Below are 13248 nucleotides of genomic sequence, written 5' to 3' on the forward strand. Positions count from 1 at the left end.
AGGAGAGGACGATGGTTGCGGTAAGAAGTGCACATATCAATAAGGCTGGTGAATTTGATCCGGAAAAATGGATCGCAAGTCTGGGTATTACCAGCCAGAAGTCGTGTGAGTGCTTAGCCGAAACCTGGGCGTATTGTCTGCAACAGACGCAGGGGCATCCGGATGCCAGTCTGTTATTGTGGCGTGGTGTTGAGATGGTGGAGATCCTCTCGACATTAAGTATGGACATTGACACGCTGCGGGCGGCGCTGCTTTTCCCTCTGGCGGATGCCAACGTAGTCAGCGAAGATGTGCTGCGTGAGAGCGTCGGTAAGTCGGTCGTTAACCTTATTCACGGCGTGCGTGATATGGCGGCGATCCGCCAGCTGAAAGCGACGCACACTGATTCTGTTTCCTCCGAACAGGTCGATAACGTTCGCCGGATGTTATTGGCGATGGTCGATGATTTTCGCTGCGTAGTCATCAAACTGGCGGAGCGTATTGCTCATCTGCGCGAAGTAAAAGATGCGCCGGAAGATGAACGTGTACTGGCGGCAAAAGAGTGTACCAACATCTACGCACCGCTGGCTAACCGTCTCGGAATCGGACAACTGAAATGGGAACTGGAAGATTACTGCTTCCGTTACCTCCATCCAACCGAATACAAACGAATTGCCAAACTGCTGCATGAACGGCGTCTCGACCGCGAACACTACATCGAAGAGTTCGTTGGTCATCTGCGCGCTGAGATGAAAGCTGAAGGCGTTAAAGCGGAAGTGTATGGTCGTCCGAAACACATCTACAGCATCTGGCGTAAAATGCAGAAAAAGAACCTCGCCTTTGATGAGCTGTTTGATGTGCGTGCGGTACGTATTGTCGCCGAGCGTTTACAGGATTGCTATGCCGCACTGGGGATAGTGCACACTCACTATCGCCACCTGCCGGATGAGTTTGACGATTACGTCGCTAACCCGAAACCAAACGGTTATCAGTCTATTCATACCGTGGTTCTGGGGCCGGGTGGAAAAACCGTTGAGATCCAAATCCGCACCAAACAGATGCATGAAGATGCAGAGTTGGGTGTTGCTGCGCACTGGAAATATAAAGAGGGCGCGGCTGCTGGCGGCGCACGTTCGGGACATGAAGACCGGATTGCCTGGCTGCGTAAACTGATTGCGTGGCAGGAAGAGATGGCTGATTCCGGCGAAATGCTCGACGAAGTACGTAGTCAGGTCTTTGACGACCGGGTGTACGTCTTTACGCCGAAAGGTGATGTCGTTGATTTGCCTGCGGGATCAACGCCGCTGGACTTCGCTTACCACATCCACAGTGATGTCGGACACCGCTGCATCGGGGCAAAAATTGGCGGGCGCATTGTGCCGTTCACCTACCAGCTGCAGATGGGCGACCAGATTGAAATTATCACCCAGAAACAGCCGAACCCCAGCCGTGACTGGTTAAACCCAAACCTCGGTTACGTCACAACCAGCCGTGGGCGTTCGAAAATTCACGCCTGGTTCCGTAAACAGGACCGTGACAAAAACATTCTGGCTGGGCGGCAAATCCTTGACGACGAGCTGGAACATCTGGGGATCAGCCTGAAAGAAGCAGAAAAACATCTGCTGCCGCGTTACAACTTCAATGATGTCGACGAGTTGCTGGCGGCGATTGGTGGCGGGGATATCCGTCTCAATCAGATGGTGAACTTCCTGCAATCGCAATTTAATAAGCCGAGTGCCGAAGAGCAGGACGCCGCCGCGCTGAAGCAACTTCAGCAAAAAAGCTACACGCCGCAAAACCGCAGTAAAGATAACGGTCGCGTGGTAGTCGAAGGTGTTGGCAACCTGATGCACCACATCGCGCGCTGCTGCCAGCCGATTCCTGGAGATGAGATTGTCGGCTTCATTACCCAGGGGCGCGGTATTTCAGTACACCGCGCCGATTGCGAACAACTGGCGGAACTGCGCTCCCATGCGCCAGAACGCATTGTTGACGCGGTATGGGGTGAGAGCTACTCCGCCGGATATTCGCTGGTGGTCCGCGTGGTAGCTAATGATCGTAGTGGGTTGTTACGTGATATCACGACCATTCTCGCCAACGAGAAGGTGAACGTGCTTGGCGTTGCCAGCCGTAGCGACACCAAACAGCAACTGGCGACCATCGACATGACCATTGAGATTTACAACCTGCAAGTGCTGGGGCGCGTGCTGGGTAAACTCAACCAGGTGCCGGATGTTATCGACGCGCGTCGGTTGCACGGGAGTTAGGCCGAAATTTGCTCGTATCTACAATGTAGATTGATATATACTGTATCTACATATGATAGCGGTTTGAGGAAAGGGTTATGATCCACAGTAGCGTAAAGCGTTGGGGAAATTCACCGGCGGTGCGGATCCCGGCTACGTTAATGCAGGCGCTCAATCTGAATATTGATGATGAAGTGAAGATTGACCTGGTGGATGGCAAATTAATTATTGAGCCAGTGCGTAAAGAGCCCGTATTTACGCTTGCTGAACTGGTCAACGACATCACGCCGGAAAACCTCCACGAGAATATCGACTGGGGAGAGCCGAAAGATAAGGAAGTCTGGTAATGGTAAGCCGATACGTACCCGATATGGGCGATCTGATTTGGGTTGATTTTGACCCGACAAAAGGTAGCGAGCAAGCTGGACATCGTCCAGCTGTTGTCCTGAGTCCTTTCATGTACAACAACAAAACAGGTATGTGTCTGTGTGTTCCTTGTACAACGCAATCAAAAGGATATCCGTTCGAAGTTGTTTTATCCGGTCAGGAACGTGATGGCGTAGCGTTAGCTGATCAGGTAAAAAGTATCGCCTGGCGGGCAAGAGGAGCAACGAAGAAAGGAACAGTTGCCCCAGAGGAATTACAACTCATTAAAGCCAAAATTAACGTACTGATTGGGTAGTGTTACTAACTCACTTCTATTCTGGTCACAGGTTTCCACCTGACAGACCCGCAATTTTCAGGACAATTCAATGAATCAAATCGACCGTTTGCTCACTATTATGCAGCGCCTGCGCGATCCGGAAAACGGCTGCCCGTGGGATAAAGAGCAGACATTTGCCACCATTGCGCCTTACACCCTTGAAGAAACCTACGAAGTGCTGGACGCCATCGCCCGTGAAGATTTTGACGATCTTCGCGGTGAACTGGGCGATCTGCTATTCCAGGTGGTGTTTTACGCGCAAATGGCTCAGGAAGAAGGGCGCTTTGACTTTAATGATATTTGCGCTGCTATTAGCGATAAATTAGAGCGTCGCCATCCGCATGTTTTTGCTGATAGTTCTGCCGAAAACAGTAGTGAAGTGCTTGCCCGTTGGGAGCAAATCAAAACCGAAGAGCGCGCGCAGAAAGCGCAGCATTCGGCGCTGGACGATATTCCTCGTAGTTTACCGGCTTTAATGCGTGCGCAAAAAATCCAGAAACGTTGCGCCAACGTTGGCTTCGATTGGACGACGCTTGGTCCGGTAGTCGATAAAGTCTACGAAGAGATCGACGAGGTGATGTACGAAGCGCGGCAGGCTGTTGTCGACCAGGCTAAACTGGAGGAGGAAATGGGGGACCTGCTGTTTGCCACGGTTAATCTGGCTCGCCATTTAGGGACGAAAGCAGAAATCGCATTGCAAAAAGCGAACGAAAAATTCGAGCGTCGTTTTCGCGAAGTGGAGCGTATTGTTGCCGCGCGTGGACTGGAAATGACAGGTGTTGACCTCGAAACAATGGAAGAAGTCTGGCAACAGGTAAAACGGCAGGAAATTGATCTCTAAGGGAATTACGCGGTCAAGCGCCATTTGTGTCATTTTTTAAATGACAAGCGCTTGATTTGCGTCAAAAACATTTACCCCAAAGGGGCTATTTTCTCACTCCTGATTTCAATAGTGCGCTGGCGAAGAGGAGGGATAATGAAAGTTTGTGGCACAGGTCATGTTCGGGTATACTGCTTTCCCGTCTTGGTTATTCCATCGTCTTTTCAACCTAACTTCTCAGGTTCAGCATGACAACGAACTATATTTTTGTGACCGGCGGGGTCGTATCCTCTCTGGGTAAAGGCATTGCCGCAGCCTCCCTCGCAGCCATTCTTGAAGCCCGTGGCCTCAATGTGACCATCATGAAACTGGATCCGTACATCAACGTCGATCCAGGTACTATGAGCCCAATCCAACACGGGGAAGTGTTCGTTACTGAAGACGGCGCTGAAACCGACCTGGACCTGGGGCACTACGAGCGTTTCATTCGTACCAAAATGAGCCGCCGCAACAACTTCACCACGGGTCGTATCTACTCTGACGTTCTGCGTAAAGAACGCCGCGGTGACTACCTCGGCGCAACCGTGCAGGTTATTCCGCACATCACTAACGCAATCAAAGAGCGCGTGCTGGAAGGTGGCGAAGGTCATGACGTAGTACTGGTAGAAATCGGCGGTACAGTAGGTGATATCGAATCCTTGCCGTTCCTCGAAGCGATTCGCCAGATGGCTGTTGAAATTGGCCGTGAGCACACTCTGTTTATGCACCTGACGCTGGTGCCGTACATGGCAGCGTCTGGTGAAGTCAAAACCAAACCGACTCAGCACTCTGTAAAAGAGCTGCTCTCCATCGGTATCCAGCCTGACATCCTGATTTGTCGTTCAGATCGCGCTGTTCCGGCGAACGAACGTGCGAAGATTGCATTGTTCTGTAATGTTCCGGAAAAAGCGGTTATTTCTCTGAAAGACGTCGATTCCATCTATAAAATTCCGGGCCTGTTGAAATCTCAGGGGCTGGACGATTATATTTGTAAACGATTCAGCTTAAACTGCCCGGAAGCGAATCTGTCCGAATGGGAACAGGTTATCTTCGAAGAAGCGAACCCGGTAAGTGAAGTCACCATCGGTATGGTCGGCAAGTACATTGAACTGCCGGATGCTTATAAATCAGTGATCGAAGCACTGAAACACGGTGGGCTGAAGAATCGTGTCAGCGTCAACATCAAACTGATCGATTCACAAGATGTTGAAACGCGCGGCGTTGAAATCCTTAAAGGTCTGGACGCAATCCTCGTACCTGGCGGTTTCGGCTATCGTGGCGTAGAAGGCATGATTACGACCGCGCGTTTTGCGCGTGAGAACAATATTCCTTATCTGGGCATTTGCCTGGGTATGCAGGTGGCGTTAATTGATTACGCTCGCCATGTTGCCAACATGGAGAACGCCAACTCTACGGAATTTGTGCCAGACTGTAAGTACCCGGTTGTGGCGCTGATTACCGAGTGGCGCGATGAAAACGGCAACGTTGAAGTTCGTAGCGAGAAGAGCGATCTCGGCGGTACCATGCGTCTCGGCGCACAGCAGTGCCAGTTGGTTGACGATAGCCTGGTTCGCCAGCTGTACAATGCGCCGACAATTGTTGAGCGTCATCGTCACCGTTACGAAGTCAACAACATGCTGTTGAAACAGATTGAAGATGCAGGTCTGCGCGTTGCGGGCCGTTCCGGGGATGATCAGTTGGTCGAGATCATCGAAGTTCCGAATCACCCGTGGTTCGTGGCTTGCCAGTTCCATCCGGAGTTTACTTCTACTCCACGTGATGGTCACCCGCTGTTTGCAGGCTTTGTGAAAGCCGCCAGCGAGTTCCAGAAACGTCAGGCGAAGTAAGTAAAAAAGTTAGAGCGGCAACGCGTACCCTGGGTACGCGTTGTTTGTCTGGAGTTTCAGTTTAACTAGTGACTTGAGGAAAACCTAATGTCCAAAATCGTAAAAATCATCGGTCGTGAAATCATCGACTCCCGTGGTAACCCGACTGTTGAAGCCGAAGTACATCTGGAGGGTGGTTTCGTCGGTATGGCAGCTGCTCCGTCAGGTGCTTCTACTGGTTCCCGTGAAGCTCTGGAACTGCGCGATGGCGACAAATCCCGTTTCCTGGGTAAAGGCGTAACCAAAGCTGTTGCTGCGGTAAACGGCCCGATCGCTCAGGCGCTGATTGGCAAAGATGCTAAAGATCAGGCTGGCATTGACAAGATCATGATCGACCTGGACGGCACCGAAAACAAATCCAAATTCGGCGCGAACGCAATCCTGGCTGTATCTCTGGCTAACGCCAAAGCTGCTGCAGCTGCTAAAGGTATGCCGCTGTACGAGCACATCGCTGAACTGAACGGTACTCCGGGCAAATACTCTATGCCGGTTCCGATGATGAACATCATCAACGGTGGTGAGCACGCTGACAACAACGTTGATATCCAGGAATTCATGATTCAGCCGGTTGGCGCGAAAACTGTGAAAGAAGCCATCCGCATGGGTTCTGAAGTTTTCCATCACCTGGCAAAAGTTCTGAAAGCGAAAGGCATGAACACTGCTGTTGGTGACGAAGGTGGCTATGCGCCGAACCTGGGTTCCAACGCTGAAGCTCTGGCTGTTATCGCTGAAGCTGTTAAAGCTGCTGGTTATGAACTGGGCAAAGACATCACTTTGGCGATGGACTGCGCAGCTTCTGAATTCTACAAAGATGGTAAATACGTTCTGGCTGGCGAAGGCAACAAAGCGTTCACCTCTGAAGAATTCACTCACTTCCTGGAAGAACTGACCAAACAGTACCCGATCGTTTCTATCGAAGACGGTCTGGACGAATCTGACTGGGACGGTTTCGCATACCAGACCAAAGTTCTGGGCGACAAAATCCAGCTGGTTGGTGACGACCTGTTCGTAACCAACACCAAGATCCTGAAAGAAGGTATCGAAAAAGGTATCGCTAACTCCATCCTGATCAAATTCAACCAGATCGGTTCTCTGACCGAAACTCTGGCTGCAATCAAGATGGCGAAAGATGCTGGCTACACTGCAGTTATCTCTCACCGTTCTGGCGAAACTGAAGACGCTACCATCGCTGACCTGGCTGTTGGTACTGCTGCAGGCCAGATCAAAACTGGTTCTATGAGCCGTTCTGACCGTGTTGCTAAATACAACCAGCTGATTCGTATCGAAGAAGCTCTGGGCGAAAAAGCACCGTACAACGGTCGTAAAGAGATCAAAGGCCAGGCATAAGACTGACTTTATCTGATTTAAAAATGCCAGCCTCCGGGCTGGCATTTTTTATGGTTGAGTTACCAGCGGCCGGATGCGCCGCCACCTCCAGAAGAACCGCCCCCGCCGCTAAATCCGCCGCTATCTGAGCCTCCAGCGGAACCGCTGTTGTCTGAATGATAACTTCTACCAGATGCTCTTTTCTGAAGTACACATAAACAGGTAAAGACCATAAATATGGTGAAAGTAAAAAAGAAGGAAAATACAGCAATGGAAAAAATTTTATCGGAGAACAGGAATAAATCTAAAAGATAGATTGCTGAAATACAGACTCCACTTTTACATGCGCGACAAAAATTACTGCCTTGATGAAAAAACCAGAAAGGGAAGAACATCACTGCAAATACCCAAAAAATAGCAAAGTAATAATGATCACTGGAAGACGCTGATTCACTTTCTGAAGGATTAGTCGGATATTGGTGTTGTGAAGTGAGTTGGTTATTCAAAGCGTTTATAGCTAGCTCTAATCCCTTAGCTAATTTTTGTTGTTTAAATGCGGGTATCATGTTGCTACGGATGATATCTCCAGCCAGAGCATCGGTTACCTTTTCTTCCAGCCCATAACCTACCTGGATGCGGACAGTGCGATCCGACCAGGCAACAACGATCAGTATCCCATCATTACGTTTGGCATCTCCTAAACGCCAATTGTCAAAAACTCTTGTAGCATATTGTTCAATTGTCTCGTCTTTGGTTGTGGGAACAATTAATACGGCAATTTGCACTTGGGTATTATTGAAAATAGATTCTAACTTGTGCGTCAGTTCTTTCTTTTCTTGTGAGTTTAAGCTACTCGTAAGATCCGTAACTTGTTGCTGTAATTGTGGGACAATAGTTGGTTGGGCTGCAACAAAGGAACATACGAAAGTGAACATTAGTATGAAATAGCGCATTATAAATTTCTCATTAAATCTGGATAAATAAATTGACGGCGGCATCGGTAATTTTATATTCGTTATCATTAAAAACTAATACAGAAAAAATAAATATAATTTTGGTGAATGTTTTGACATGATTAAATCCATTTTCTTTATTTTCTTCTGACATAATACGTTACTCCCTTTAATTATTAACGATATGTTTCGCATTTTTCTTTAAACCTGCCTGTAACAGAATGTTAATAAGACATGATTGTTGTGGCAGGATCTGCAATAATTAACAATTATCCACTTCACAGAGAATGCTATGCAGTACCCGATTAACGAGATGTTCCAGACCCTGCAAGGTGAGGGTTACTTTACCGGCGTTCCCGCCATTTTTATTCGTTTACAGGGATGCCCGGTTGGCTGTGCCTGGTGCGACACCAAACACACCTGGGAAAAGCTTGAGGATCGGGAAGTCTCCCTTTTCAGCATTCTGGCGAAGACCAAAGAGAGTGATAAGTGGGGGGCTGCGAGCAGTGAAGATTTGCTGGCTGTCATTGGTCGCCAGGGATACACCGCGCGGCATGTGGTGATTACGGGTGGTGAGCCTTGCATTCATGATTTGCTGCCACTGACTGATCTGCTCGAAAAGAACGGTTTTAGCTGCCAGATCGAAACCAGTGGTACTCATGAGGTACGCTGCACACCGAATACCTGGGTTACCGTATCGCCAAAGCTGAACATGCGCGGCGGCTATGAAGTGTTGTCACAGGCACTGGAGCGAGCCAACGAAATCAAGCATCCAGTGGGGCGCGTACGCGATATTGAAGCACTGGATGAACTACTGGCAACGCTGACCGATGATAAACCGCGAGTCATTGCACTGCAGCCGATTAGCCAAAAGGATGATGCCACACGTTTGTGCATTGAAACCTGCATTGCGCGTAATTGGCGTTTGTCGATGCAAACACATAAATATCTAAATATTGCCTGATTAAACATTTATAAGCGTTATAAATGGGTGGAACCTGTAAAGACTTCTACTCATTTATATTGTTTGTCGCCTCTGAAAACTCCTCCATTTTACCCATCCAGGGCTAATCATTAGCATTCTCTACAAATTCTGTGGCATTAATTTTTCGCTGGAGTGAAAATTATTGCGGTAAAGTTTGGTAGATTTTAGTTTGTATAGAGTTATTTTAAATATTTACCTTTTTAATCAATGGATTAAGTGCTCTTTAACATAATGGATGTGTTGTTTGTGTGATACTATAAAGTTGGTAGATTGTGACTGGCTTAAAAAATCATTAATTAATAATAGGTTATGTTTAGAGTGTTCCCCGCGCCAGCGGGGATAAACCGGCAAAAACCGGGCAATCGCAAAAAGGCGTAATGTGTTCCCCGCGCCAGCGGGGATAAACCTGTGTTTGCGGCATTAACGCTCACCAGCATTTCGTGTTCCCCGCGCCAGCGGGGATAAACCGACGTGGTCATGGGTGCTGCTGTTGCAGAGCCAGTGTTCCCCGCGCCAGCGGGGATAAACCGAGCAGATACACGGCTTTGTATTCCGTGCGCCCGTGTTCCCCGCGCCAGCGGGGATAAACCGAATAGCAATAGTCCATAGATTTGCGAAAACAGGTGTTCCCCGCGCCAGCGGGGATAAACCGGAGCCTGACGAGACTACTGAGGCCGTTCTGTCGAGTTCCCCGCGCCAGCGGGGATAAACCACCATATAACCCGTTATCTCTTTCTCAAGTTTTTATATTAGCAGTACTTGTAATAAGCAACATATCCACGTAACACCTCATGTTCAAAATAGTTCTCCATGCCAGAGAGGTTCACAATTATCGATACAAAAAATTAAATTTAATCAAAGTGTTATTTGTATGATTCTTAAATCGTTAAGAAATTTTAATCTATTATTTTTTTAATATTGAATTAATGCCTGTTAATTTTTTCTTTAGAATAACAGTATATTTTTTAAGCTTGTTATTCATTGGTTAAGTAATAAATCTGGAAGTTTGTCTTTGTTTTGAGGCTAATGAGTGGTTTTACATAACCGCCTCTATACGCTGTTGATGAATAGTTCTTATGAATAAAGATATCCAGTTCATACTTTAAGTGAAAATTGATAAAGTGCGATTCGTATTGTCTTTTATTCTAAAGACATCGAGTGTAGTTAATATTCCTTGTAAAAACAGGGATAAACCGAACTAGTTAAAGTTTTTATTATGTTCCCTGCATCAGCGGGGATAAACCGGACTTGTTATCATTTTTTAAGTTGTCGAACTTATGTTCCCCGCGTCAGCGGGGATAACCATTCAGGTATGTTCAGGCCGGGCAGTTTCCCGCCCGGCCTTCCTCACTTACGCATTCGACCAGCTCTGGATCGAATCCACATTCCCCAATTCCCCATGCATCACTTCATACGATTTTTTCAGGATCACATCAGTATGTTTGGTTAGGTCTTTGAAAATGCCTTTATTCATCGCGTCGTAGCGTTTGGCATTGCTCTCAATCGGTATAAAGATATCTTTCACGCGAACCATGTTATCGACAGCCGTTGCGTAATCCGGGTATAGCCCCAGACCTACCGCTGTATTAATCGCTGCCCCCAGGCTTGCACAACCGTTAATGGCGTTACGTCGTGCCGGAAGGTTGAACACGTCGGCAAAAATCTGCATAAACAGATCGCTGTTCGAACCGCCGCCAGTAATGATCACATGCTTCGCAAAGTGATTCATTTCATTACACATATTGTCGTAATTGTTCTTCAGCGTCAGCGCCACGCTTTCCAGTATCGAACGATATATCCATGCGTAATCCATGCTGGAATCAAAGCCGATCATAATCCCGCGTTTGTACGGTTCCCACGGATTGGTCAGCCAGTCCAGCACCGTCATCAGACCATTACAGCCTGGCGGCACACAAGAAGCTTTTTTGTTGAGTAAATCTTCCGGTGAAAGATCCTGCGCCCTGGCATCCTGAATTAACGACTCGCCTAGCATGTCGCGCAGCCAGCTCACCGTCCACATGCCTTTGCGAATACCGTAACCTTCATACAGCAATGTTTGCGGAATAGAAGACATAATCGGCCAGTACGCTACTGGATCTTTCGGCAGTGCTTTGCCGTTCATCATCAATGCGATGTAAGTGCCAAGAGAAATTACCGCCGTTTCATCATCCAGTAATCCGGCCCCCAGAGCTTCTACCGGTTTATCACTGGTGGTACAAACAACCGGCAGTCCTGCCGGGAAATGTGTCGCCAGTGCGGCTTGTGGTGTGATATGTCCGAGGACGGTGCCAGGCATTTGCACATCAAACAGCATATGACGGGGGATATTAAACTTATCCATTACCGCAGCATCTTCGCTCCATGCCCAGCTCTTATAATCCACCGGCCACTGACCAAAATAGTTGGCGATATTGTCTTTAAACTCGCCGGTTAAGCGATGCGTCAGATAACCCGAAAAAGAGGTGACATATGCCACGTCAGGGTTAGTGTGTTCGTAAGGGCGTGTAACGCGTGCATCCTGCCAGCTAATCAACGGCGCAGCAGGCGTGCCATCGGCTTTCAATAACGCACGGCAGCAACGGATGGATCCCAGACCAATACCGACAATATCTTCTTTATTCCCGGCAAACTGACTCATCAAATCGTGACCGGCAAAACATAATGATGCCCATAAATCGTCGTCAGGATGTTCTGCAGTATCGGCATCTGGCGTGTGCATCGGCTGTAATAAGCCTTTGCCTTCGCAAACCACGTTACCTTCCAGATCGTACATCACCACTTTTGTGCTCTGACTTCCGCCATCAATCCCTATGATGTATTTTTTCGACATGATTTTTCTCCTGTAATTTTCCTGGCTTACTTGCTGCTAGCCATTGCGGGGGCGCTATCAGCAGTACGAATTTTTTGGAACAGCAAAAAGGTAAAGACAATCACCATGCCAAGCGCCGCCATGCCCATCAGCCACATATTGCGGTAGGCTTCTGCAGCGGGCAGGGTGTCTTGCCAGTGGCCGATAATTGGGTAAACGAAGACATCCGGCAGGAATCCAATCACCGAACAAATACCTACCGTGGTGCCCATAATGTAAGACGGTGTTCTCGCTTCGCCAGGGCAGGCCCAGTACAGCCCGCGTGAGGCGTAACAGGTGAATCCCAGCAGTAAAATCAGGCCAATCCCCATCGCGACCGATTGCGGGTTAGAGTTCGTGACGAGCAGGGCAGTTAACGTCAGCAGGCCGAGTACGGAAAGGATTTGGATCACGCGGGTAGGGGATTTCACTTTGCTGTAGGTGGTGATTATGCCGCCAAGTGGGCCGCACAGCGCGCGGAATATTTTGTTGATCACAATCCCCATGTAGCTCGCCGCCACCAGCGACATGCCATACATTTCGGTCAGATAGTTGGTGGAGTAACTCAGAATGGCGTAGATGGTGAAGACGCCAAAAATCACCATGCTGCAATACCAGGTGGTGCTGATACGCAAAACGGCCAGGATGTCGCTAAGCTGGAATGACTGTTTTTCTTCGTTATTGGCACTGCGCAGGTTGTTGTTATCGCTAACAAAAAACCAGCACAGAATCCCCAACAAGATGTAAACCACACTATAGATGATAATGACCGTTTTCAGGCTGGTGCTGTCATCCGGTGCAAAGCGAGAAAAGACCCACATGGTAAACACCGCCAGCGACATTACACCGACGCCGCGCAGCCCTTCCATCCAGCCCATAATTTTCCCTTGCTCGCTATGATCGCCAAGCAACGATGCAGCTTTAATCGACACCGACCACAGCATTAAAATCGTCGTTATCGCAAAGGCGATCTGAATACAGAGCATTACCCACAGCGGTGGATACGTTGCCATTAACAGACCCAGTAATCCGGTAATGATCATCGCGGAAGTAATCATTTTGCGGTGTGAAAATTTATCGGCAATAACGCCGCTGGGGGCATAAAGAATAATGGCCGCAATACCAAAGGTACTCATTATTAAACCTATCTCGGTATTGCTGAATCCCATAAATTTCGCCATGGGAATTTGATAAATATAACGTAAATAAGCCAGGTCGAAACTAACGCCGCCGCTAAAACTAATTATCGCGAGGGTTATCCAACGGCGATATGAGTTGTGTTGCATATCGTATTCCCATTTGTAATAGACAAAAAAAAGAGAAAAGTAAGCCGCCCTTTCAGGTGGATTACTTTTCTCAGGTCTCTAGTAATTGAAATAATAAATAACATGGAAAGCAGAGGTGTTGTGTGAGAGTAATCACGCTTCTGCTTTTTAAAATTATTTGACAATACGAATATCACA

At 48.2% G+C, this 13248-nt stretch carries 11 protein-coding genes and 1 CRISPR repeat array; of the genes, 7 read left to right on the plus strand and 4 right to left on the minus strand.

The annotated features are described in order from the left end of the window. Positions 1-11 precede the first annotated feature (11 nt). The 6 genes from relA to eno all read left to right on the plus strand — a co-directional run bounded on the left by relA (position 12) and on the right by eno (position 7020). Entirely contained in the window at positions 12-2246 is a 2235-nt protein-coding gene (relA, locus tag KXD89_RS04655) for a GTP diphosphokinase (RefSeq protein ID WP_000226815.1), read from the plus strand. A 77-nt stretch (positions 2247-2323) separates the two neighbouring features. After that, a complete protein-coding gene (gene mazE / locus KXD89_RS04660) occupies positions 2324-2572 on the plus strand; it encodes a type II toxin-antitoxin system antitoxin MazE (protein ID WP_000581937.1) in 249 nt (82 codons plus the stop codon). Next, positions 2572-2907, plus strand: coding sequence for an endoribonuclease MazF (gene mazF, locus KXD89_RS04665; protein ID WP_000254738.1), 336 nt, complete (start codon positions 2572-2574; stop codon positions 2905-2907). Before mazE ends, mazF begins: the two co-directional genes overlap by 1 nt. 70 nt (positions 2908-2977) lie before the next feature. Further along, positions 2978-3769 carry a nucleoside triphosphate pyrophosphohydrolase gene (mazG, locus tag KXD89_RS04670; RefSeq protein ID WP_001071648.1) on the plus strand — a complete coding sequence of 264 codons (792 nt, stop codon included), beginning with the start codon at positions 2978-2980 and terminating at the stop codon, positions 3767-3769. A gap of 227 nt (positions 3770-3996) precedes the next feature. After that, the gene (gene pyrG / locus KXD89_RS04675) at positions 3997-5634 is read left to right on the plus strand and encodes a glutamine hydrolyzing CTP synthase (RefSeq protein ID WP_000210878.1); all 1638 of its coding nucleotides are present in this window, start codon (positions 3997-3999) and stop codon (positions 5632-5634) included. A gap of 87 nt (positions 5635-5721) precedes the next feature. Then, entirely contained in the window at positions 5722-7020 is a 1299-nt protein-coding gene (gene eno, locus KXD89_RS04680) for a phosphopyruvate hydratase (protein WP_000036723.1), read from the plus strand. Between the two features lie 59 nt (positions 7021-7079). On the opposite strand, the gene KXD89_RS04685 is transcribed toward eno, so the two are convergent. Continuing rightward, positions 7080-7952, minus strand: coding sequence for a YgcG family protein (locus KXD89_RS04685; RefSeq protein ID WP_001268460.1), 873 nt, complete (start codon positions 7950-7952; stop codon positions 7080-7082). A 13-nt stretch (positions 7953-7965) separates the two neighbouring features. Then, positions 7966-8106: a cell envelope stress response protein YqcG gene (gene yqcG, locus KXD89_RS04690; RefSeq protein WP_001288228.1), complete on the minus strand. Its 141-nt coding sequence runs from the start codon at positions 8104-8106 to the stop codon at positions 7966-7968. A gap of 138 nt (positions 8107-8244) precedes the next feature. On the opposite strand from yqcG, the gene queE reads away from it, so the two are divergent. Continuing rightward, the gene (queE, locus tag KXD89_RS04695) at positions 8245-8916 is read left to right on the plus strand and encodes a 7-carboxy-7-deazaguanine synthase QueE (RefSeq protein ID WP_001199973.1); all 672 of its coding nucleotides are present in this window, start codon (positions 8245-8247) and stop codon (positions 8914-8916) included. Between the two features lie 339 nt (positions 8917-9255). Beyond that, positions 9256-9649: a CRISPR direct-repeat array (repeat unit 28 nt; unit sequence GTGTTCCCCGCGCCAGCGGGGATAAACC). 639 nt (positions 9650-10288) lie between these two features. Here the strand turns inward: queE and KXD89_RS04700 are convergent. Both KXD89_RS04700 and KXD89_RS04705 read right to left on the minus strand, forming a co-directional pair. Further along, on the minus strand, positions 10289-11767 hold the full coding sequence (locus tag KXD89_RS04700) for an FGGY-family carbohydrate kinase (protein WP_000039688.1): 1479 nt from the start codon (positions 11765-11767) through the stop codon (positions 10289-10291). A gap of 26 nt (positions 11768-11793) precedes the next feature. Continuing rightward, positions 11794-13071, minus strand: a complete 1278-nt coding sequence (locus tag KXD89_RS04705) for a nitrate/nitrite transporter (protein WP_001164544.1) — start codon at positions 13069-13071, stop codon at positions 11794-11796. Positions 13072-13248 lie beyond the last annotated feature (177 nt).

Source organism: Escherichia sp. TC-EC600-tetX4, assembly GCF_019356055.1.
Classification (GTDB): Bacteria; Pseudomonadota; Gammaproteobacteria; order Enterobacterales; family Enterobacteriaceae.